The organism is Sporichthyaceae bacterium (genome assembly GCA_036269075.1).
In the GTDB taxonomy this organism is placed as follows: Bacteria; Actinomycetota; Actinomycetes; order Sporichthyales; family Sporichthyaceae; genus DASQPJ01.
In genome coordinates, this window is sequence record DATASX010000117.1 from 182,370 (window position 1) to 204,127 (window position 21,758).

At 68.7% G+C, this 21,758-nt stretch carries 21 protein-coding genes; 13 read left to right on the forward strand and 8 right to left on the reverse strand.

All coding sequences use genetic code 11. The annotated features are described in order from the left end of the window. Positions 1-105: 105 nt before the first annotated feature. The gene (locus VHU88_21915; protein ID HEX3614358.1) at positions 106-522 is read left to right on the forward strand and encodes a hypothetical protein; all 417 of its coding nucleotides are present in this window, start codon (positions 106-108) and stop codon (positions 520-522) included. Positions 523-589: 67 nt separating this feature from the next. On the opposite strand, the gene VHU88_21920 is transcribed toward VHU88_21915, so the two are convergent. Beyond that, the gene (locus VHU88_21920) at positions 590-1,948 is read right to left on the reverse strand and encodes a citrate synthase (protein ID HEX3614359.1); all 1,359 of its coding nucleotides are present in this window, start codon (positions 1,946-1,948) and stop codon (positions 590-592) included. Between the two features lie 258 nt (positions 1,949-2,206). Continuing rightward, positions 2,207-2,410 (reverse strand): hypothetical protein, encoded by a 204-nt coding sequence (locus VHU88_21925; GenBank protein HEX3614360.1) that lies wholly within the window; start codon positions 2,408-2,410, stop codon positions 2,207-2,209. Positions 2,411-2,762: 352 nt separating this feature from the next. Between VHU88_21925 and VHU88_21930 the strand changes: the two genes are divergently transcribed. Continuing rightward, positions 2,763-3,494: a FliA/WhiG family RNA polymerase sigma factor gene (locus VHU88_21930; protein ID HEX3614361.1), complete on the forward strand. Its 732-nt coding sequence runs from the start codon at positions 2,763-2,765 to the stop codon at positions 3,492-3,494. Between the two features lie 64 nt (positions 3,495-3,558). Here VHU88_21930 and VHU88_21935 read toward each other — a convergent pair whose 3' ends face one another. Genes VHU88_21935 through pilM form a run of 4 tightly spaced genes read right to left on the reverse strand, consistent with a single transcriptional unit; the run spans position 3,559 to position 7,450 of the window. Then, a complete protein-coding gene (locus tag VHU88_21935; GenBank protein ID HEX3614362.1) occupies positions 3,559-4,332 on the reverse strand; it encodes a prepilin peptidase in 774 nt (257 codons plus the stop codon). A 5-nt stretch (positions 4,333-4,337) separates the two neighbouring features. Continuing rightward, the gene (locus tag VHU88_21940; GenBank protein HEX3614363.1) at positions 4,338-5,117 is read right to left on the reverse strand and encodes a hypothetical protein; all 780 of its coding nucleotides are present in this window, start codon (positions 5,115-5,117) and stop codon (positions 4,338-4,340) included. Positions 5,118-5,121: 4 nt separating this feature from the next. After that, positions 5,122-6,297 (reverse strand): hypothetical protein, encoded by a 1,176-nt coding sequence (locus VHU88_21945; protein HEX3614364.1) that lies wholly within the window; start codon positions 6,295-6,297, stop codon positions 5,122-5,124. A 1-nt stretch (position 6,298) separates the two neighbouring features. Next, the gene (pilM, locus tag VHU88_21950; protein HEX3614365.1) at positions 6,299-7,450 is read right to left on the reverse strand and encodes a type IV pilus assembly protein PilM; all 1,152 of its coding nucleotides are present in this window, start codon (positions 7,448-7,450) and stop codon (positions 6,299-6,301) included. 312 nt (positions 7,451-7,762) lie between these two features. Between pilM and VHU88_21955 the strand changes: the two genes are divergently transcribed. The 11 genes from VHU88_21955 to VHU88_22005 all read left to right on the forward strand — a co-directional run bounded on the left by VHU88_21955 (position 7,763) and on the right by VHU88_22005 (position 18,782). After that, a complete protein-coding gene (locus VHU88_21955) occupies positions 7,763-9,007 on the forward strand; it encodes a PilT/PilU family type 4a pilus ATPase (GenBank protein HEX3614366.1) in 1,245 nt (414 codons plus the stop codon). Next, entirely contained in the window at positions 9,004-9,561 is a 558-nt protein-coding gene (locus VHU88_21960; GenBank protein ID HEX3614367.1) for a hypothetical protein, read from the forward strand. Before VHU88_21955 ends, VHU88_21960 begins: the two co-directional genes overlap by 4 nt. Before the next feature lie 57 nt (positions 9,562-9,618). After that, complete coding sequence (locus VHU88_21965; GenBank protein ID HEX3614368.1) at positions 9,619-11,325, forward strand: ATPase, T2SS/T4P/T4SS family; 1,707 nt, start codon at positions 9,619-9,621, stop codon at positions 11,323-11,325. A gap of 44 nt (positions 11,326-11,369) precedes the next feature. Further along, complete coding sequence (locus tag VHU88_21970) at positions 11,370-11,660, forward strand: hypothetical protein (GenBank protein ID HEX3614369.1); 291 nt, start codon at positions 11,370-11,372, stop codon at positions 11,658-11,660. After that, complete coding sequence (locus VHU88_21975) at positions 11,657-13,027, forward strand: hypothetical protein (protein HEX3614370.1); 1,371 nt, start codon at positions 11,657-11,659, stop codon at positions 13,025-13,027. The genes VHU88_21970 and VHU88_21975 overlap by 4 nt, the downstream gene beginning before the upstream one ends. Continuing rightward, positions 13,024-13,791 (forward strand): hypothetical protein, encoded by a 768-nt coding sequence (locus tag VHU88_21980; GenBank protein ID HEX3614371.1) that lies wholly within the window; start codon positions 13,024-13,026, stop codon positions 13,789-13,791. Before VHU88_21975 ends, VHU88_21980 begins: the two co-directional genes overlap by 4 nt. Further along, positions 13,788-14,387 (forward strand): hypothetical protein, encoded by a 600-nt coding sequence (locus VHU88_21985; protein ID HEX3614372.1) that lies wholly within the window; start codon positions 13,788-13,790, stop codon positions 14,385-14,387. Before VHU88_21980 ends, VHU88_21985 begins: the two co-directional genes overlap by 4 nt. Before the next feature lie 178 nt (positions 14,388-14,565). Then, complete coding sequence (locus VHU88_21990) at positions 14,566-15,588, forward strand: hypothetical protein (protein HEX3614373.1); 1,023 nt, start codon at positions 14,566-14,568, stop codon at positions 15,586-15,588. A 116-nt stretch (positions 15,589-15,704) separates the two neighbouring features. Then, positions 15,705-17,051, forward strand: a complete 1,347-nt coding sequence (locus VHU88_21995) for a PilT/PilU family type 4a pilus ATPase (protein HEX3614374.1) — start codon at positions 15,705-15,707, stop codon at positions 17,049-17,051. A 49-nt stretch (positions 17,052-17,100) separates the two neighbouring features. Beyond that, positions 17,101-18,321 carry a type II secretion system F family protein gene (locus VHU88_22000; protein HEX3614375.1) on the forward strand — a complete coding sequence of 407 codons (1,221 nt, stop codon included), beginning with the start codon at positions 17,101-17,103 and terminating at the stop codon, positions 18,319-18,321. 176 nt (positions 18,322-18,497) lie between these two features. Next, entirely contained in the window at positions 18,498-18,782 is a 285-nt protein-coding gene (locus tag VHU88_22005; GenBank protein HEX3614376.1) for a hypothetical protein, read from the forward strand. A 15-nt stretch (positions 18,783-18,797) separates the two neighbouring features. On the opposite strand, the gene VHU88_22010 is transcribed toward VHU88_22005, so the two are convergent. After that, positions 18,798-20,099: a phospholipase D-like domain-containing protein gene (locus VHU88_22010; GenBank protein HEX3614377.1), complete on the reverse strand. Its 1,302-nt coding sequence runs from the start codon at positions 20,097-20,099 to the stop codon at positions 18,798-18,800. A 67-nt stretch (positions 20,100-20,166) separates the two neighbouring features. Next, entirely contained in the window at positions 20,167-21,489 is a 1,323-nt protein-coding gene (locus VHU88_22015) for a DUF222 domain-containing protein (protein HEX3614378.1), read from the reverse strand. Positions 21,490-21,758 lie beyond the last annotated feature (269 nt).

Below are 21,758 nucleotides of genomic sequence, written 5' to 3' on the forward strand. Positions count from 1 at the left end.
CACAGTGGCCGGACGATTGCACCGGACGAACGTCACATTCGGTAGCGCATTTGATGTTGAAGTTTCCATTCAACGGACGCCGGAGTTGTCCTAGAATCCTGTGCTATGCAGAATTCCCTTGCCTCCTCGCCGCTGCTGCCCCTGGGTGTCGCGGCTGCAGCCGTAGTCATCATCGCGGGCTCGTTCACCAACGGTGACATCACCGGGGGCGACAACCCCGCGCTCGCGTCGAGTGCCTCGTCGGCCGACGCCCCGGCCCCCGCCGAGGCCCCCGCACCGGCCCCCGCGCCGGCCACCAACACCGCTGCGGCAACCGGCACCCAGGTCAAGGCCGGCAAGTCGGTCAAGATCAATGGCGTCACGGTCGAGCTCGGCAAGAGCGCGACCAAGAAGGGCGTCGAGGTCACCGTCGGCAAGAAGACGGAAACGATCGCCCAGGGCAAGTCGGGCACGTTCGGCAAGCACACCGTCACGGTCGACAAGATCGACAAGCAGGGCGACGCGACCGTCGAGGTCAAGTAACCGGCACACAGAACGTAGAGGCTCCCCACCGCCCGGTGGGGAGCCTCTAGTTTTTCCTCGCGGTCAGTCAGTCGCCGACGATCGGCTTGTCCGGCGGCGAGAACAGGCCGTGCGAGACCTTGTCGCGGGTCGCGACCGGCACGTAGTCGCGCTCCGGGGCCCCGAAGTACAGCTGCCGCGGCCGGGCGATCTTCTGCTCCGGGTCGAGCAGCATCTCCTCCCACTGCGACAACCAGCCTGGCATGCGGCCGATCGCGAACAGCGCCGTGAACATCTCCGCCGGGAATCCCATCGCCTCGTAGATGATGCCGGTGTAGAAGTCGACGTTCGGGTACAGCTTCTTCGAGATGAAGTAGTCGTCCTCCAGCGCGATGCGCTCGAGCTCCACGGCCACCTCGAGCAGCGGGTTCAGCCCGGTGACCTTGAACACCTCCTCGGCGATCTGCCGTACTACTCGGGCCCGCGGGTCGTAGTTCTTGTAGACCCGGTGCCCGAAGCCCATCAGGCGGAACTCACCCTTGCGCGCCCGCTCGACGTAGTTCGGCACGTGCTTCACGTCGCCGATCTCGCGCAGCATGCGCAGCACCTGCTCGTTCGCCCCGCCGTGCAGCGGGCCGTAGAGCGCGGCAACCGCGGCGGCCGCGGCCGAGTACGGGTCGACGTGCGAGGAGCCGACCGCACGCATCGCGTTGGTCGAGCAGTTCTGCTCGTGGTCGGCGTGCAGGATGAACAGCACGTCCAGGGCGTGTTCGAGGATCGGGTCCGGCTCGTAGCGGGGCTCGGACATCTTCCACATGAGGTTGAGGAAGTTGCCGGCGTAGGACAGGTCGTTGTCCGGGATCACGTACGGCAGCCCGCGCGAGTGCCGGGAGGCGTAGGCCGCCAGGGTCGGCATCTTCGCGATCAGGCGGGCCATCTGCAGACGCCGGTTCACCGGGTCGGTGAACTGCTTGGCCTCCGGGTAGAACGTCGACAGCGCGCCGACGGTCCCGACCAGGATGCCCATCGGGTGGGCGTCGTGGTGGAAGCCCTCCATGAACTTCTTGACGTTCTGGTGCACGAACGTGTGGTTCGTGATCGTCGCGCCGAACTCCGTGAGCTGCTCGCCGGTCGGCAGTTCGCCGTTCATCAGCAGGTAGGCGACCTCGAGGAAGTTGCTGCGCTCGGCGAGCTGGTCGATCGGGTAGCCGCGGTAGCGCAGGATGCCCGCGTCGCCGTCGATGTAGGTGATCGCCGAGTGGCAGCTGGCCGTGGCCGTGAAGGCCGGGTCGTAGGACAGCAGGCCCGGGTCGTCGGAGTCCACCTTGATCTGGCGCAGGTGATTCGCCCGAATTGCGCCGTCCTCGATCGGAATCTCGTAGGAGCGGCCGGTGCGGTTGTCGGTCACGGTGAGCGTGTCGCTACCAGCGGGCTTGCCCTCGCTCATGATGTCCCTTCCCGGGTACTGAAGCTCCCTTCCAGTCTCCCGTACCGGTGAGTCAGGAACAACTTGGGGCCAAACGGCACCGGAAAAGCACAACGCCGCACAGTCCGGCGGGCGGACAGTGCGGCGCAGTGGATCGCGGACGCGCCACTCGGCGACGTCCGGCGTCGAGCTACGACACGGCGGACGCAGGCTGGTGGAGCCGGCAACTCCGGCGCCGGGACCGGGCAGCGGTCCGGCGGCGCCACAGGCGGTGCAGGGTCAGCTGGCAGCCATCTGCTTGGGAGCGTACGGCTTGGCACTCGAACGCTTGCCAGGCGCCGGCAGACTGACCGGCTCAGCGCCGGGCTCTACCTCAGCCATGGCCAGGACGGCCGCGTAGGTGCAGTCGATCGGGGTGGCGGGCACAGGGTTGCCGAGCTCACCGACGAGGGCGTCGTAGATCGGCGACTTCTCAATCAGCATGGCGTTCACGGTATTCCTCTTGTCGAGTCGCCGGGTGCGGATTGGGCAGTACGGGTCAATTGACCAGTACGGGCCAACCACCACACGGGGCAGGCGGAAAGCTCACGGTTGGCGCTTTCGCCCATAGGACGCAGGACCGTGGTTCCAGGTTTCGTCGCAAGGTTCCCGATTCCGCTCCTGAGCGTTCGGCCCATCAAGGCCTCAGCCGAACGGAGCGACTTTCGCCTTCGAGAGCAGTGGCTCTTTCGTTCACACGGAGCGTGTTCAAGCCGACGCCTACAGTGAAAAAGCCTCGGGTGAAGCCGGCCCCGGGTCGCGGGATTTCAGCGGTTCGTTCGGGTGCGGAGGCATCGTGTCGGTCGAGATCCACCAGGTCTGGCGGGAGTATCGGGAGACCCGGTCGCCCGAGCTGCGCAACCGGTTGGTCGTGCAGTACGCCCCGCTGGTGAAGTACGTGGCCGGTCGCGTCCGGTCCGGGCTACCGCAGAGCGTCGACCCCAACGACCTGGTCTCCGAGGGGATCTTCGGGCTGATCGACGCGATCGACAAGTTCGACCTCGACCGTGGACTGGAGTTCCAGACCTACGCTGTGCCGCGGATCAAGGGCGCGATGATCGACGCCCTGCGCGCGGCCGACTGGGTGCCCCGCTCGGTGCGCGACAAGGTCCGTGCGATCGAGAAGGCGCACCTCACCCTGCAGACGCGGCTGGACCGTATGCCCACCGAGGAAGAGGTCGCCGCCGAGCTCGGGATCAGCGCCGCCGCCCTGCGCGACCTGTACGCGAAGGTCTCCTACACCTCGATCTCGGCCACCGAGGACCTCGTGGTGGTCGACAACGCCCCCGCGCCCGGCGACGCACTGGAGGACGACGTGGTGCGCACCCTGCTGCTGCGCCACGTGCGCCAGTTGCGCGAGCGCGACCAGGTCATCGTCGCGCTGTACTACTACGAGGGCTTCACGCTCGCCGAGATCGGCCGGGTGCTGGGCGTGACCGAGTCTCGCGTCAGCCAGCTGCACACCCGCGCGGTGCTGGCGCTGCGCACGCTGATCAGGACCCAGGCCGCCGCTGAGTCGGCGGCCTGAGCTCACCGAACGCCGAAGGGCCCGGTCCGAGAATCTCGGACCGGGCCCTTCGCAGGTCGAGGCGTCAGACGCCGACCAGGCGCAGGTAATCCGTCCAGAGCGGGGAACCGGCGAAGAGGCCGATCGCTGCGCCGGTGAGCATGAACGGCCCGAAGGGCACGGCCGAGCGCCGCTGGACCCGGCCGGCCGCGATCAGCGCGGCCCCGATGACGCCGCCCGCGGCGAAGCCGCCGAACAGGCCGATCACGCTGGGGCCCCAACCGAGCCAGCCCAGAACCAGGCCCAGGCTGGGCGCCAGCACGACGTCGCCCAGACCCATGCCGCGGCCGGCGGTGCCGAGCCACAACCCGCCGTAGACACCGAACCAGAGCAGCACCGAAAGAAGCGCGGCGCCCAATGGCGACCAACTGTGGGTCGAGCCGGGCACCACCATCAGCACCGCCAACGCGGCCAGCAGCGGCACCGTGATCGCGAACGGCAGCCGACCGGTGTCGAGATCGATCAGCGCCAGGGCCACACCGGCGGCACCCAGCAGGAGGACCACCGGGAGCATCGGGGACAACCCGAAACGCAGCCCCAGCAAGGAAAAGAGCACCCCGGTGCCGAGTTCCACCAGTGGGTAACGCATCGAGATCGAGTTCGCGCAATCGCGACACCGCCCGCGCAGCAGCACCCAGGACAGGACCGGGATGTTGTCGCGCGATCGGATCTGGTGGTCGCACTTCGGACAGGCGGACCGACCGTCGGCCACCGAGACGCCCTGCGGCACCCGGTGGACGACGACGTTGAGGAACGAACCGATCAGCAGGCCGAACAGGCCGAGAGCGAGCGCGAGCACAACTACTACTTGCTCGCCGTGGTCGGGTTTGCCACCGTCGGCATCAGGAACATCTGGCCGCTGATCGTGGCGGTGTCGAAGTTCGCGTCCGGTGCGGCCGGGACGGCCGGCGTCGTGGTGGTCGTGGTGGTGGCGGTGGTCGTCCCGGCCGTGGTCGAGGCGGTGACCGGCAGCGGCTGGGTCAGGTTCAGCGAGGTGACCTCGAAGGCTCGCGGCAACTGCTCCAGGTTGGCCACGAACTTGCGGATGTCGGCGGCGGTGCCGCGCACGGTCAGGGAGACAGACTGCGAGGCAACCTGGCCGATCTGCTGGCCGACGCCGGGCAGATGCGCGGAGCTGTTGGTGCTCGCCGAGACCGAGGTGGGCACGCCCACCGTCAGGTTGGTCAGGTATTGGGGCGCGATGCCCGCCGAGGCCGCGGCCGCGGTGACCATCTGGAACATCTTCGCCTGCTGCGAGCTCGCCGGGAACCGGGCGTCGATCGCCGAGGAGATCTTCTCCAGCTGCGGCAACTGCGCCTGCTCCGCCTGGCGGGCGGAGATCTGGCTGCGCAGCGCGTCGTTCGACGCGGCGACCTGCGCGGTCTGTGCATCGACCTTGCCGACCTGCTCACCACGCGGGTGCAGGACGGCGACGTACGAGACCGCCAGCGCCGCGGCGATGCCGACGGCGCCGATCGCGGTGACCTTAGCGGTCGGGGTCAGCGGCGGCATCCCGCGGCGCATGTTCGCACCGGGCGCACGTCCGCGGCGGAACGAGATCCCCTGTGCCCAGTCCAGCGCCATACCGCTACTTCCCCTTCGTGGTGGTCGTGGTGCTGCTGTTGGTGCTCGCCTTCGGCGCGCTCGTCGCGCTGCCGCCGGCCGCGGTCTGCGCTGCCCCGGCCGCTGCCGCCAACTGCGCGGCGGCGGCTTGCTCCGCGGCGGTCTGGGCCGCGGCCGCGGCGGCGGCCTGCGCCTTGGCGGCGGCAGCGGCCTGAGCGGCCTGCAGCGCCTGCAGCGCGGCGGTCTCCTTGGCCAGACGGTTGCCGGCGGTGTCGCCGGCGGCGATCATCGCCTCGGCGGCCGACAGCACCTTCGGGTCCGCCAGCCAACTCAGATCGGCGTACCGACCGCTGACGGCGGCGCTGGTGAGACCGACCGTGCCGTTGAACTGCACCTGCTGCGAACCGTCGGCGCCGCTGACGGTGGTCGTGGTGATGAACGGGGACGCGTACAACTGACTGACCTTCAGATTGTTGATCAGCTGACCGACCGCAGCCCGGCTGGGTGCGTCACCGCTGAGTGTGATGCAGCCGATCACGACTGCCGGGCTGAACGGGTCGGGCTGTGCACAGGACGCGCCTGTGGACGACGTGCTGGTGGGCGTGCTGCTCGCCGGCGCGGTGCTGCTGCCGGTCGAAGTCGTGCTCGCCGCGGTGCCGGTGGCGGCGGCCTGGGCCTGCGACTGCGTGATGTCGTTGCCGTTGCCGTCGATGCCGGCCTTCGTCAGTGGCGAGACCGGCGGGGCGACCGCGGTGACCGTGGCCGGGGTCAGCGTGACCGACAAGTTCGTGATCGTGACGCCCGAGGGGGTGCGGTTCTTCAGGTCGGTCAGCGCCGAGGAGAACAGCACCTCGGCGGCCATCGCCTGCGAGGCGGCGGTCTTGCGGGCGTCGAGCTCGGAGTAGAACTGCGCGATCGGCGCAAGGGCCGCCAACTGCTGGTTCAGCGGTGCGGTCGCCGACTTCTCGTTGTCCAACCGCTGGTTGGCGGCACCCAGGCGGGCGTTCTGCACCATCCAGCCGCCGCCGACGAAGACCGCCGCGACCAGGCCGGCAGCGACCAGACGGCGACGCACCCGGCGCACCGCGATCGACTGCAGGGTGGCCGGCGAGAGCAGGTTCACCGACGGAAGCTTGAGCACCGGAATACCGGTGCGTGCGGCGGCGTCGAAGCGCGTCGAATCAATTGCGGGGAACGTCATCTCACTCAGCTCCCAGAGCCAGACCGGACAGCAGCGCGACCGAGGCGGACCCAACGGGGTCCTTCGGCACCGCGCGGGAGAAGCGGACGTTCTCCGGCGGCGCCAACGCCTCCACCGGGACACCGAGGGCCTCGGAGATCCGCTCGTCGAGCCCGGACAGCAACGAGCCGCCGCCGGTCAGCACGACGCGGGACAGCTTGGTGACGCCGGTCCCCGCGGACAGGAAGAAGTTCAGGGTGGTGCGGACCTCGCCGACGACCGCGGTCGCGCGCTCGGCGATCGCTTGCTGCGCCGAGTGTTCGGCGACCGAACCGACCGAGGTGGCCGGGGTGCTGCCGGTTCCGTTCGAGGCCGCGCCGTGCGGCGCGGCAGGCGCCGGGATGAGGCCCGTGCGCTGGCGCGGCAGGCCGAAGTTGGCCTTGGCCTGCTCGGCCTGGTCGAAGCTCCAACCGAACTTCTGCTGCAGCTCGCCGGTGATGAAGCGGCCGCCCAAGTGGCTGATCGTGCGGACGAACCGGGGCCGGCCGCCGGAATGGGCCGCCACGGTGAGGGTGTCCGCGCCGATGTCGACGATCGCCTCGGCGGTGTCGGCGGCCACGTTGACGGCCGACGGGCACACCGCGCGGATCAAGGCGAACGGCGCCAGATCGGCCTTCAGCGGCGAGAGTCCGGCCTCGTCCAACGCGGTCACGAACGTCTCGACCATGTCGCGACCGGCGGCGACGATCAGGACCCGCAGGGTCCGGTCGATGCCCAGTTCCGGAACGGCCGACAGCTCCTCCAGGATGTGGTAATCCAGGTTGGTGTCGTCCAGCGACATCGGGATCGCGTCGGCGACGGAGTAGACCAGCGCCTTGCGGAAGTCCGACGGCTCCATCCAGTCCAGGTCCAGTTGGCGGACGAGCACACGGTCGTTGGCGATGGAGAACACGACCTGCTTGGAGGTGAACTTGGCGCTCGACCACAGCTGCTTCAGTGCCTTGCCCACAGCGCTGGGGTCGACCACTACGCCGGCGTTGACCGCGCCGGTAGGCAACGGCATCGCGGCGAACTTCTCCAGTCGCGGTCGACGTCCGACGGTGAACTCGGCTGCCCGGACCCCGGAACTGCCTATGTCGAGCGCGACGACGCTGCGATCGAAGGGACGATTCACCGCTGGGTCCTCCTGGGTGTCGAAGCACGCCTGAACTGCGTGTGACCGCTACATCGGCGGAGGTGATCCCGGGCTGAATACCTCCCGGTCGAAATCAGCCGAACGTCGGCCGGCACCGGGCCCAACACGCTCATCGATGATCGGGGCGCGATTTCTCGCGCTCCGGGCGGACGATTCCTGACGCTCCGCGTATGAGAGTGCGCACTCCGCGTATGAGAGTGCGCACTGCGATCATCGATGATCGGCGCGGGTGTGAGAATTTCCTACCGTTGGTGGACTCAAGCCGACCCGGTGCGAAGCCGAAGAGAAGGCATGAGCAGCGAACCGCCGATCGGTCACGCCACCCCGCGGCACCGCGCGCCCGAGCCCACCACCGACGGATTCGACACCTCGGCCTGGGACCTTTCGGTCGAGCCCGAGGTCGTCGTCCCGGCACCGCGTTCCGGCCGCCGCGCGAGCCTGGAGATCACCCCACTGGTCCGCGCCGTGCTGGAGAACAAGGCCTCGGACCTGCACCTGAAGCCGGGCAGCCCGCCCCGGGTGCGGATCTCCGGCTCGCTGGTGAACCTGCGTGAGGATCCGCTGGATTCCGCGGAGGTCTCCGACCTGGTGATGCCGACGATGACGCGCGAGTCGGCGGCCCTCTTCGACACCAACAACGAGGTCGACTTCGCTGCCGTGGTCGCGGGCGTCGGCCGGTTCCGCGTCAACGTCTACAAGACCCGCGGCGAGGTCGCCGCCGTCCTGCGACACATCACCGACGAACCGCTCACCCTGGAACAACTCGGCATGCCCGAGGCACTGGCCAAGTTGGCGCTCGAGCCCCGCGGACTGGTGCTGGTCACCGGCCCGACCGGCTCCGGCAAGACCACCACATTGGCCGCCATGGTCGACGAGATCAACCGCGCCCGGCCGGTCCACATAATCACGATCGAGGACCCGATCGAGGTCGCGCACCACGACAAGGTAGCCGCGATCAGCCAGCGCGAGATCGGCTTCGACACGCGCAACTTCTCGACGGCGCTGCGCGCGGCGATGCGACAGGACCCCGACGTCATCCTGATCGGCGAGATGCGCGACACCGAGACGGTGCGTGCGGCACTCGCCGCCGCCGAGACCGGCCACCTGGTGATGTCGACGCTGCACACCACCGACGCGAAGGAGACCGTCAACCGTGTCGTGGACTTCTTCGCCGAGCACGAGCAGCGCCAGGTACGGCTCTCGCTCGCCGCGGCGCTGAAGGGCATCGTCTGCCAGCGGCTGGTGCCGAAGGCCGACGGCGAGGGCCGGATCGCGGTCATGGAGGTCGCCGTCGCCGACGCCCGGATCGCCGAGGCCGTCGCCGACCCGGAGAAGACCGACACAATCCCGGACCTGGTCGCCGGTGGCAGCTACCTCGGCATGCAGTCCTTCGACCAGGACCTGTGCCGGCTGGTGCTGGAGGGCACCGTGAGCCTCGAGGAGGCGCGTCTGGTCGCGACGCGTCCGCACGACCTGTCGGTGATGTTGCGCCGCGCCGGGATGAGCGCGGCCCAGGCGGAGGTGGTGGCACGATGAGCATCGCGGACAAGCGGGTCCCGGCGGCACGGCGGGGGGAGACCGACGAGGTGACGATGAGCGAGCGCCAACCAGCGGATATGACGCAGGGTCAGGTCCGTGCTCTGTCCGCCATGGACCTGCAGGCGCTGCGGATCTACCGACGCGACCTCCAGCAGGAGGAGGACAAGGTCTCCTACTGGCGGCGCCTGGTGCACGCCCGGCTCGACCTGATCGCCGCCGGCTCGCACACCCAGGGATCTCTGACGCTGCCTCAGCTGATCAAGGTGCTCGGCGACACCGGCACCGGCGCCTCGCGCACCGCGCTGTCGTCGGTGCACCCGGCCGGGCCGCTGCCCGACCTGCCCGAGTCCGAGTGGATGTGGGTCACCGAGATCGACTTCCACGACGCCGCCGCGGTCGAGGAGGCCACCGCCCGGCTGCGTGCCGCTGAGGAGAAGCTCACCGCCTATCGCAAGGCGTTGTTCGAGCGCATCGACGAGGCCACCGCCGAGTTGATCGTGCGCTACAAGGAGGACCCGACTGCGGCCCTGGCGGTACTGCCACCCACGTGATCGGCGCGGGGGCGTTGCGGACTCGACCAGGACGAAAACAGTGCGCGGGGCGGGGAAATGACTGAACTGACGGCGCGTCATGCCGCGCCGTACGACGGTGAGACCGTCCGGGCGCTGCTGAACTCCGAGGCGATCCAGCCCGACGTGCTCGGGCGGGCGATCGCCCGGGCCGCAGCCGACGGGCGGACCCCGTTGCAGGTGCTGATCGACGAGGGCGAGGTCCGCCCGCAGGACGTCCTGCGGGCCGAGGCCATCGCGATGGGGATGACCTCGGTCGACCTGGTCGGCTACTCGGTCGACCCGTCGGCGGCCTCGCGGATCCCCGCCGACCAGGCCCGGCGGTTCGGCATCCTCCCGTTGGAGATCGTCAACGGTGAGCTGCTGGTCGCGGTCAGCCTCAAACAGGCCGGGAACATCGAGCTCAAGGACGACCTGACCCGGCTGGTCAAGGCGCGGGTGCGGTTCGTGCTGGCCGACGCCGAGGAGATCGAGGCGCGGATCCAGCAGATCTTCCGCGCCGAGGACGAGCTGACCGACCTGTCCGGCACGATCGCCACGGCCGAGCCGGAGGCGGCCGACCTGGCCTCGTTCACCGCGGTGGCCACCGAGGCGCCGATCGTCCGGTTCGTCAATCTCCTTATCTCACAGGCTATTTCGGACCGGGCGTCGGACATCCACGTCGAGCCGACCGAGAACAGCCTGCGGGTCCGGTACCGCATCGACGGCGTGCTGCACGAGACGAACCGGTCGCCGAAGTCGATCCAGGCCGGGGTGATCTCCCGGCTGAAGATCATGGCGGACATCAACATCGCCGAGCGGCGGATCCCGCAGGACGGCCGGTTGTCGGTCAACCACCAGGGCCGCAAGATCGACCTGCGCGTGGCGACCCTACCGACCGTGTGGGGCGAGAAGATCGTCGCCCGAATTCTCGACAACACCACCGCCCAACTCGGCCTGGACGACCTCGGCTTCTCGCCGGAGAACTTCACCCGCTACCGGACCGCGTACAGCAAGCCCTACGGGATGATTCTGGTGACCGGGCCGACCGGATCGGGCAAGTCGACCACGCTGTACGCGACGCTGAACATCCTGAACAAGCCTGAGGTCAACATCATCACCGTCGAGGACCCGGTCGAGTACCGGATGCCCGGGGTCAACCAGGTGCAGACCAACCCCAAGGCCGGACTGACCTTCGCCGGGGCCCTGCGCTCGATCCTGCGTGCCGACCCCGACGTCATCCTGATCGGTGAGGCTCGTGACCACGAGACCGCCCAGATCGCGATCGAGTCCGCGCTGACCGGCCACCTGGTCTTGTCGACCCTGCACACCAACGACGCCCCGTCCGCGATCGGTCGTCTGGTCGAGATGGGCATCGAACCGTTCCTGGTCGGCTCGGCCATCGACACGATCCTGGCCCAGCGACTGTGCCGGACCTTGTGCCTGTCCTGCCGCGAGGCCTACACCCCGACCGCGACCGAGTTGGCCGATCTGCGCTTCCCCATCGACCACACCGGCCTGCCGACCCTGTACCGGCCCATCGGGTGCAACCACTGCGCCCGCACCGGCTACCGCGGCCGGATGGCGTTGCACGAGGTCATGCACGTCGATGAGGAGATCGAGCGCCTCGCGGTGGCCCGGGCCACCGCCGACGAGATCTACCGGGTGGCCGTCGAGAACGGCATGACCAAGCTGCGCGAGGACGGCTGGCTGAAGGTCAAGAAGGGCCTGACCTCGATCGAGGAAGTCCTGCGCGTCGTCGCCTGACAGCGTCGCTTCTGCGGACCGATCTTGCGTGCGACGATTCCGACGTGGCCAATCTCCGCGTCGATTACTCGGTCCTGCACGGGACGCGGCTGTCGTTGGCGGCCATCGCCGAGGAGTTCGAGCAGTTGCACCAACGCCGCAACGACGAGGCCCGGATCTGGGGCGGGGCGCAGATCCGGCACCAGATGAACGAGTTCGCCTCGAACTGGGACCGCCACCGCGAGGACCTGACGAACCATCTGCAGAAGCTCGGGACACACTGCGGGGCGATCGCCGACACCTTCCGGTCGGTGGACGAGGCACTGGCTTCGGCTCGCGGGCACGAGCGGACTTGACGTCCCGACCGACCGACTGGGCGCCCCTGGCAGAGCGGGATCCGTTGCCGGGCGACCCGGACGCGATCTTCGGGGAGACCTCGCGCCTGCGGAACATGGCCGTCGGGATCCGCGACCAGGCCGGTCGGCTGCGGCGGATCGGGGCCGATGCGTCGATGACCGGGCAGTCCGTCGAGGAGTTGCGGGCCTCGGCGCTTGAGGCGCCCAAGAGGCTGGAGACCGTCGCCGAGCGCTACTCGAAGGTCTCCGGGCTGCTGAACTCCTGGGCCCCGGAACTGGAGGAGTTCCAGGCCGCCACCGTCAAGGCGTTGAACAGGGCCCTGGCGGCGAAGGCCGAGCGCAAGCGCAACCCGCACTCGGATCTGCTGAACCCGAACCTGTTCACCTACCAGACCATGCCCGCCGGAGGCCTGGGCGCAGCCCCGGAACTCACCGGCCCCGAGGCACAGTTGGCAGAGGCCCGCCGGGACCTGCAACACCTCCTGGACGAAGCCGCTGGCCGCGACCGCTACTGGGCGCACCAGATCTCCCAGGCCATCGACGACAACCTCACCGACGGCTTCTTCGACCACATCCACCAATGGGTCGAACGCAACAACGGCCGGATCGAGGGCCTGACCGACAAACTCGGCTGGATCACCACCATCGCCGCCGGCGCGGCCCTGCTGGTCCCGGGACTGGGCGAGGGCGTCGCGTTGGTGGAACTGGTCGAGCTTGCCGAGGGAGTGGGCCAGGCCTCCGCCGGGATCAGCCTCGCCGCGCACGCAGTGCAGGTCGCCGGCGGCGAGAAGGGCGCCCGCTTCGACCTCGGCCTGGACATCTTCGCGCTGGGCAGCCTCAGCGCAGCCAAGCGCCTGACCCGCGGCCTGGGCCGCACCGCCGAAGCCACCCGGGAAGCGGCGGCTCAGGCCGCCGGGCGCGAGGCCGCCGACGAGGTCCAAATCAGGACCGAAGCGGAGTTCCAGACAGTCATGTCTGACCCGGCCAGCACGCAACCCGTGCGCCAGCACGCACAGAAGGACCTGCAGGAGCTTGAGCAACGACGCGCTCGCGCCTCAAGCGACGCGGCCGGCGAGGTCCTGGCGACTCCCGAGCCGAGCGCCGGCCTGGGCCACGTGCTGCTGGCAGGCGAGCGTGAGGCCGCCGACAGCGCGGCAGTCATCGACACCATGCGCCTTCGGTACGGCAACGACGCGACGGTGAAGCGGCTGGCCGATCACGGGGATCGCCTGGTCAGTGCCGGTCGGGCCAACTTCCCGACCGCGACAGGAGTGGACGCCGCCGACAAGATCGGAAACCACACGGCCCTCAAGAAGTCATACGGTGGGTTCAAACACTGGGTGGTGGCCGGAGGCCCGCTGCAATGAACCTGTTTCGCCAAAAGCACGACGCCCCCGACGGCTCGAGAACCGGCTGCCCCACCGCGGGCGAACTCGGCCACAGCCAGTTCGGCACGCCGCTGAATCAGATCATCCACGCCGACGTCGACTATGACTTCCGCTGTTGGATCGGTATTCCGTCCTGGGGTGGCCATTGGAAGGACCCCCAGCAATGGGGCGAAGAAACGGCTCCCATCACATGGGGCGCCTGGGTCGAGACGAACCCTGGCGCCGAGCACCCAGGCGACGAAGCAGTCGCGGAGACCGCGCTGAAATTTGCGGTCTACGGCGCGCAGTTCGGCGGGTTCGACCCGTCCCGGCCATTCGAGATCGTCACTTACCTGTACCTGCCTGATCCGCGCCAGTCCGCGATCGTGACCCGCGTCTGGGTCGACGATCATCCGGACCTGACAGTCGAGGAGGCAGCCGGCGTCGATGACCCCGAGGCGATCGAGAAACCTGCCGTGGAGCAGTTCCGCACCGACGCCCTCGGCCGCTGGCTGAAGGTCACCCGGCACGCCTCATTGGCCGACCCCGACGATGCCGATCGGCACGACACGGGAATCTTCATCTCCCTCCGGTATGCGTTCAAGGTGCCCGATCGGCCGGCAGTCGTGATCGTGTCGGCCAGTACCACCGAATTGGAACGGATGGCCGCCGCGCAGGACGACCTGGACGATTTCGTCCGCACCATCACCCTCAGCCTCGCCGACGGGACCCCGGTCGCGGGGGGCAAGATCCCCGGCGCGTGACCGACCCGGAGGCGGGCGCCGCGGAGGTCGGCTACCGGATCGTCCTGCCGCCCGGCTGGGCCCGGATCCCGCTCCGCTCCGGGACCGCCGAGGCGATCGAGGCCGTCCTCAACGCGGTCGCACCAGAGCCGTCGAGCGTTCCAGCCGACCGGCGCACGGACGCGGCCGAGGCGATCCGGAAGGCCGCCGCGGCGGCGCGCGACGGCAACGGCGTGGATCTGTACCTGCCGGTCGTCGCCCGGTACGGCAGGCCGATGGCGGAGTCGTTCGTGGTCGCCGAGGTCGCGTTCGGTTCGCTCGACCCGCTCGACCCCGCGGTGCTGCTCGCCCGCCGCGCCGCCGCCCCGGACACCGAGCGGTTGATCCTCGACGGCGTCGTCTGCTCCCGCACCGAGAGCGGCCACCCGGCCGATCCGGCCCGCGGCGCCGCGGCGGCCTCCCGCCGGGTCGGCTACGTGCTGCCGGTCCCGGACGAGCCCGATCGCTGGATCTTGATCACCTTCTCCGCGCTGGAAGACGATCTGACGAGCGACCTGATCCAACTGTTCAACGCCGTCATTGCCACCTTCCGATGGACCCGAACGACACCTGTGTAACTCACCGGTTCGGCGCAATCGCCTGCCTCACGCATCCATTGCGCCCGAACAATCAACCCCGAGCGGAACCAGCAACACGGGTCACTCGGGGGGCACGGGCATGGCGGGCAAGTACGCAAAGGGTCGGCACCGCGCACCGCGCCGGGGCCTTGTCTCGGGCACGACGCGGCACCGTGCGATGGCCGCCGGCGTCCTCGGCGTCGCGCTCCCGATGGTGCTCGGCGCGACCGGCGCCGAGGCCGCCGGCGTGCTGCACCCGGACCGCGCCAGCCAGCCGGGCGTCGCGCCGATGCCCCGGTCCGAGGTCGCGCTGCCCGCCGGCATCGAGGACCTCTCCCCCTATGAGCCGCAGGTCTCCTGCGACCCCCACGTGAAACCCGGCGTCAAAGCTTTCGAGGACTTCGTGCTGACGACCTGGCACCGCGGCTTCAGCGGCGGCGCGGTCCGCGAGTGCAGCAAGGGCGCGACCTCGGAGCACAAGGAGGGCCGCGCGTGGGACTGGATGCTGAACCCGAACAGCTACGCCGACGTCGTGGCCGGGCAGCGGGTCATCGACTGGCTGCTGTCCGACGACGCGACCATCGCCCGTCGCCTCGGGCTGATGTACGTGATCTGGAACCAGCGGATCTGGTCCGCGCACAAGCTCGACGAGGGCTGGAACGGCTACCACGGCGAGAGCGACCACACCGACCACATCCACTTCTCCTTCGACTGGGCCGGTGCGGAGAAGCGCACTTCGTGGTGGACCGGCAAGGTCGCGCCGATGGAATACGGCCCGTGCCGCAAGTACCTCGGGGAGCCGGTCCCGGCCTACGGCGACACGATCAACCTCAAGCCGTGCCCGAAACCGGTCCACAAGCCGAAGCACAAGCACAAGCACGAGCCCCAAGTCGAAGAGCCGACCACGCCGACGAACCCGCAGCCGATGCCCGACGACTCGACGCGGCACGGCCCGGCGAACACGGCGCCCGGCAACAGCTCGCAGAACAACCAACCGGCCCAGGACGACCCGGACGACGCGGCGACCAGCCCACAGGACGCGCCCGGCCCCGACGACGAGATCGAGACCGACCCGGACTCGATGATAAGCCCGCGCGAGGAGACCATGCCGAAGCACGAACCGATGCCGGCCGCCCGGGAGCCCAATTCCGCGCGAATGGTGCAGGAGGAGGCGCGGCGCGACGGACGCCCGTCCCGCTGAGACGTTTCCTTGGCAGATCCTCAACTCGCGCTACGGAAATGACGAATGTCCATCGAGGGACTTCTCGTCAGGCCCGGCCGACCCGGCCGGCCGATTCGTAGCGCCGGAGGATCAAGGTGGAGTACGACGTTTCCGAGTCGGGCTATTCCGGGTCGCGGCCGTGGTACCCGCCGGGCGACGCGCCCGCTGAGATCATCTCCCGTTACAACGAGGCCGAAGCGCTGGCGGCCACCCACGAGATGGCGATCGAGGCCCTCACCGCTGAGCACCGGTTGGAGACGTTGGCCCGCATCGCCGCCGCCGCGGAGTTGCACGAAGTCGAGCGGCGGGCCGAGATCGAACGCAAGCGCATCGACCTCGACGAACTGTTGATCCACCTGCTCGAGGTGGGCGGCTCCGACCTGCACCTGACCGCCGGCGCCCGACCGGCGGTGCGGCACAACGGCAAGATGATGGTGATCGAGGACCAACCAGTCCTCACCCACCAGAAGCTTCGTGAGGTCATCTACGCGATGCTGACGGAGCGTCAGCGCAAGACGTTCGAGGAGAACCTCGAGCTCGACCTGTCATACGCACTGCCCGGGCACGCGCGATTCCGCATGAACATCTACCAGCAACGCGAGTCGATCGGCGCCGTGCTCCGCGTGATCCCGTGGGAGATCAAGTCGCTCGAGGACCTGCATCTGCCGGCGGTGCTGTCCAGTTTCGCCGAGCTCAGGCGTGGCCTGGTGCTGGTCACCGGCCCGACCGGATCCGGCAAGTCGACGACGTTGGCCGCGATCGTCGACATGATCAACCGCAACCGACGCGATCACATCATGACCATCGAGGACCCGATCGAGTTCCTGCACCAGCACAAGAGCTCGCTGGTGAATCAGCGCGAGGTCGGCGTCGACACCCACTCGTTCGCCAAGGCCCTGCGCCACGTGCTGCGCCAGGACCCGGACGTCATCCTGGTCGGTGAGATGCGCGACCTGGAGACGATTTCGGTCGCGCTGACCGCCGCGGAGACCGGCCACCTGGTGCTCGCCACCCTGCACACCCAGTCCGCGCAGGACACGATCAGCCGAATCATCGACGTGTTCCCCGCCGGCCAGCAGCAGCAGATCCGCACCCAGCTCGCGGCCACGCTGGCCGGTGTGGCCTGCCAGACGCTGTGCCGGACCGCGGACGGCACCGGGCGGGTGGCCGCGGTCGAGATCATGGTCTGCACTCCGGGCATCCGGGCGATGATCCGCGACGACAAGCTGCCGCAGATCCCGGGAGCACTGCAGGCCGGCGCCAAGGACGGCATGCAGACGCTGAACGCGCACCTCGCAGACCTGGTCCGCACCAACAAGATCACGCTGGCCGAGGCGATGGAGCACTGCTCCAACCGCGACGACCTGCTCACGCTCACCGGTTCCACGATGCGCCGTCCGCCGCAGCAGATGCGCTACGACGCGCAGCCGCTGTCGATCTGACGCACCCTCACCTCGCCCACGCCGCAACGACGACAACGGAGACCTGCCGGTGAGCACAGCCACCCAGTACGCGTACAAGGTGAAGGACGCCAAGGGTCGCCTGATCGAGGGCAAGGTGGAGGCGGCCAACGAGACGGCGGTCGCCGAACGTCTGCGGGAGATGGGCTACCGGCCGCTGGAAGTGCGCCTGGCCGCCCAGGGCCTGGAACGCGAGATCCGCTTCCGCAAGCAGCGGGTCAAGCTCAAGGACCTCGCGGTGTTCTCGCGGCAGTTCGCGACAATGATCAACGCGGGCATGTCGATGCTGCGCACGCTGACGATCCTGTCCGAGCAGTCCGACAGCGTCGAGCTGAAGCGAGTGCTCACCCACGTGAAGGCCGACCTCGAGGCCGGCAACTCGTTGTCCGCGGCGTTCCAGAAGCATCCGCGGGCGTTCCCGCCCTTGATGATCAGCATGGTCCGGGCCGGCGAGCAGGGTGGCTTCCTCGACCTGAGCATGCGTCAGATCGCGGACACGTTCGAGTCCGAGGTCAAGCTCCGCGGCAAGGTGAAGTCGGCGATGACCTACCCGGTCGTCGTGCTGGTCATGGCGGTCCTGCTCGTCACCGCTATGCTGATCTTCGTCGTCCCCGTCTTCAGCGGACTGTTCAAGTCCCTCGGCGGCCAACTGCCGTTCGCGACACAGGTCCTGGTAGACGCCTCCAACGGTATGAAGTACATCGCGCCGCTGATGGCGCTGACTACTGTCCTGTCCGCCTACCTGTGGCGCAAGCACGGCAAGAGCGAGCAGGTCCGCAACTTGGTCGACCCGCTCAAGCTGAAGATCCCGGTCTTCGGCAAGCTGTTCCAGAAGATCGCCCTGACCCGCTTTGCGCGCACCCTTGGCACGTTGCTCCGCTCCGGGGTGCCCGTCCTGGCGGCGCTGGACATCACCTCGGAGACCACCGGCAACGTCGTGATCGGCCGGGCCATCAAGGACGTCGGAGAGTCGGTGAAGTCCGGCGAGACGATCTCCGGACCGCTGCGCAACCACCCCGTGTTCCCGTCGATGGTCGTGCACATGATGGCCTCCGGCGAGGAGACCGGGGCGCTGGACGAGATGCTCGGCAAGATCGCCGAGTTCTACGACGAGGAGGTCGAAACGATGACCGAGTCGCTGACCGCCTTGATCGAGCCACTGATGATCGCGTTCCTCGGCACGATCGTCGGCGGAATGATCGTCGCCCTGTACCTGCCCATGTTCAAGATCTACGACCTGGTGCAGTCGTAGGCCCTGCTCTCAGGACTCCAGGACCGAGGCCCCGCGGCACGCCCCGAACGCGTCGCGGGGCTTCGCCTTGCCCTGGTACGAACGGCGGACAAATCCGACTGTTCGGCCGACCCGCGGCAGCGGCCCTGAACCGTCTTACTGGGGCAGGCAGGCCACATCACACACACGGGGAATGAATGATCGCCGCAGCTCTCGTCGCCGGACAGTTGGCCACTGCGCCCTCCGGGTCGTACATCGACGACATTCGGCAGACCGTGATCATCGTCTACAAGAACCACCTCACCTATGAGGTGGGCGGCTACGACCTGTCGACCACGGTGAAGTACAAGCACCTGAAGGACGGCGCGATCGAGTTCAAGGCCGGTGGCCGCACCTACAAGGCGACGCTCAAGTCGAACGGCAAGCTCGTCGTGAAGGCGATCGGCTCGAAGGGCACCTTCAGCGGCACCTACGCGCACTGACCGGACCGGGCTGGCTCAGGTGGTCTCCCAGCGCCATCCGTTCGCCTGGCGGCAGGTGATCGGCTGCCCGTCGGCGTCGATGCCGGAGCTACCGCGGTCGACGGTGCGGCACTGCTCGCCCGGTCGGTAGCAGTTGCCGGCGTTCGTCAGCGGCGTGCAGGAGTTCGCCCCGGTCGAAGTCGGGTGCGACGCGGCAGCCGTCGGCCCCGGTGCCGGATTCGCTGCGGGCGTGCTGCCCCAGGCTGTGGCTCCCGAGTAGTCGCCGGCGAACGTGGCCGCCACTGCCGAGATCACCGACGGGGCTTGCGCCGCGGTCAGCAGCAGCCCGAGTTCGCGGTTTCGGGTGAGCGAGCTCGAGCTGGCGTTCTGGCTGCCCAGCAGCAGCGACGCGTCCGGGGTGCCGGCGTCGTCGAGGATCAGCTTCTCGTGGATGTAGAGCGTCCCGGAGCGGTTCGGATAGGTGCGGACGTGGCAGCCGGCTGCGTCCAACGTCGCGAAGGCGCTGTGCCACTGGGTTGCGTCGGTCATCACGACCTCGCAGTTCACCCCGCGCTTGGCCGCCGCGGCCAGTGCGTTGTAGAGCGGAGCGTCGCTGAGCTCCTCGGACTCGAAGAAGACTGACTGCCGGGCCGCGGCGATCTGGTTCACCAGCGCGGTCTGCGCGGTGCTGTCGCCGGTGATCGGCGACCAGATCAGCCCGGACACCTGCGCGGCGTCGTCGTTGGGCCTGCCGGTCGAACCGAGGTTCCAGTCGCCGTCGAAGGTCTGCTCGACCGCTTTCACCTGAGCCGGGTCGGTGTCGACGATCCCGGCGTCGCGGGTGTCGGCGTAGTACTTGCTGGTGAGGTTCGCCGTCGAGATGTCCGAGGTCGCGCCGTCGAAGGTGGCGGCCTTGATGTGGAAGATGACGCCGGTCGGTGCCCACCGGACCTGGACACCGTGCGCACTCAAATAGTCGAACGCCGGTTGGTTCACCGCATGCCCGGAGAAGTCGTAGTCCAGCAGCACCCGCACGGTGACGTGCCGGGCCGCGGCAGCCGCGAGCGCGGACTCCGCGGTGGTATCGGCCAGCTCGTACATCTCCATGTCGATCGTGTGCTGGGCCGCGGCGGTCTGGGCGTAGAAGCCGCTGAACCCCGAGTCGGGGTACTGCACCAACCGGTAGTAGCCCGCGTCGACAGTCGACGTCGCACTGGGTGTCGGCGGCGGCGCCGAACCACCGGCGGCGGGCGACGGGCTGGTTGACCCACCGGAGCAGGCCGCGAGCAGCACAGCCGCGCAGAACGAGATCACCGACAGACGTACCCTACCGCTCACGGTCCCCCCTCGATGGTGTGTCGAGGAGAAGATAGCCGCAGCCACCGACGGATTCAGCGCCGCGAAATCAGAACGGCGGCAAGGCCGACACCGAAGTCAGCCTCTCGACGGACCGTTCCGCCGCATCGGCGGTCGGCGGACGAGTTCGGTAGGTCTCGCCGTGCGGTGTGGTGAACGTGAGGGTGCCGTCGGGTTCTTGACTGCATATCCAGCCAGGTAGGTGTTTCACCCGATGATGGGCCCGACACAACGACCCCAGATTAATCCGGACGGTCCGGCCGCCCAGGAGGAACGAAATCGTGTGGTCGATGTCGCAGCGGTCCGCCGGTTGTCGGCAGCCCGGGAAGCGGCACCGCTGATCACGAGCCCGGACGAACCGTCCCAGCGGATTGCTGGGCGCGTAGGTGTTCGGGCTCAGGTCGAGGAAGCTGCCGTCGGCCGGGTCGGTGAGAATCCGCCGCCATCGGGCGTCCGTGGCGATCGCCTCGGCGATGTGCGTAGGGATCGGCGTTCCGTCGGCCATCCGGCCGGCCTCGGCCCCGGTGCCGAGCAGCAGATTCGCTGGGACCAGGATCCGCACCTCGTGCGTGACGCGGGCCGGAACATCGCCGGGACGGCACACCAACTCGACCAGGGCGTCGGCACGCAACTGGTCGATCGTGCGCGACTCCCCCGGTGCTCGGTTCTCATGCGCCAGGGCGTCGATGATGCCGAACACCGCGAATGCCTGCTCCACCGGCAGTTTCGCCGTCACGGTCGCCATTCCGTTCGGCTCGGCCCAGAGCTGCACCGATCGCTCCAGGCGAGCCGCCGCCGCACGTTTCACGACAGCCTCGGCGTCCAACTTCTCGACCGCCCGGCGCACCGCCCGCCGCAAACTGCTCGGCACCAACCCCACGGCCTTGGGCAGCACCGCCGCCTCCAGCGCCGCGCACTGTGAGTCGGGCAGGTTCGCCGATTCCTCGAGCACGATCCGGGCCTTGATCGAGCTGATCAGCCCGTCGCACAACGCTTCAACCGTGCGCGGGAATCGCTCGACCAGCACCGCCGCCTCGGTCACCCGACCCGACGCCGCCCGCGGCGAGAGCCCCAGCAGCAGTCCGATCTCCGCGGTCGCGGACCGCTCCGCGTCGCCCGGCCAGTCGAACATCATCTCGGCCTTGGTCTGCGCCACGAATTCGGCCGTCGCCTTGACCTGAATGCCGTGCAACATCGGGATCTGCCGCTCGCACGAGGCGATCAGCGCCAACTCGCGGGACTCGACGCCGAACGACTCGGCATCCTCTGGCGTGTCGAATCCGCTGCCGCACTCCGGCACGTCCGACGAGAACAGCCACTCCAACTCCGCGGCGTCGAGCACCGGGGTGGTGGCAGCGGGGTCGCTGGACATGAACCGATCGTCGCACCCACCACCGACAAAAACTCCCGCGCAGCACCGACCGGACAACGAACGAGTGCCCCCCTGACGACCCGTCAGGAGGGCACTCGTTGGCGGGCGACCTAGAAGCCGGCGGGCAGCTTCGAGATCGGGATCTCGGCGAAGGTGTCCTGCACCCAGGTCGGGTTCGCCGGCGTCGGGAAGTTCAGCGGCGGCGAGGTCCGCAGGTGCTGGTCGTAGGTGTAGTTGGCGTAGTAGCCGAGGTCGATGTTGGCGTTGGC

Coding starts and splice junctions, on each gene's coding strand:
- VHU88_21915 (HEX3614358.1), top strand. CDS start 106: ATGCAGAATTCCCTTGCCTCCTCGCCGCTGCTGCCCCTGGGTGTCGCG.
- VHU88_21920 (HEX3614359.1), bottom strand. CDS start 1,948: ATGAGCGAGGGCAAGCCCGCTGGTAGCGACACGCTCACCGTGACCGAC.
- VHU88_21925 (HEX3614360.1), bottom strand. CDS start 2,410: ATGCTGATTGAGAAGTCGCCGATCTACGACGCCCTCGTCGGTGAGCTC.
- VHU88_21940 (HEX3614363.1), bottom strand. CDS start 5,117: ATGGCGCTGGACTGGGCACAGGGGATCTCGTTCCGCCGCGGACGTGCG.
- VHU88_21945 (HEX3614364.1), bottom strand. CDS start 6,297: ATGACGTTCCCCGCAATTGATTCGACGCGCTTCGACGCCGCCGCACGC.
- VHU88_21955 (HEX3614366.1), top strand. CDS start 7,763: ATGAGCAGCGAACCGCCGATCGGTCACGCCACCCCGCGGCACCGCGCG.
- VHU88_21960 (HEX3614367.1), top strand. CDS start 9,004: ATGAGCATCGCGGACAAGCGGGTCCCGGCGGCACGGCGGGGGGAGACC.
- VHU88_21965 (HEX3614368.1), top strand. CDS start 9,619: ATGACTGAACTGACGGCGCGTCATGCCGCGCCGTACGACGGTGAGACC.
- VHU88_21980 (HEX3614371.1), top strand. CDS start 13,024: ATGAACCTGTTTCGCCAAAAGCACGACGCCCCCGACGGCTCGAGAACC.
- VHU88_21990 (HEX3614373.1), top strand. CDS start 14,566: ATGGCCGCCGGCGTCCTCGGCGTCGCGCTCCCGATGGTGCTCGGCGCG.
- VHU88_22005 (HEX3614376.1), top strand. CDS start 18,498: ATGATCGCCGCAGCTCTCGTCGCCGGACAGTTGGCCACTGCGCCCTCC.
- VHU88_22015 (HEX3614378.1), bottom strand. CDS start 21,489: ATGTCCAGCGACCCCGCTGCCACCACCCCGGTGCTCGACGCCGCGGAG.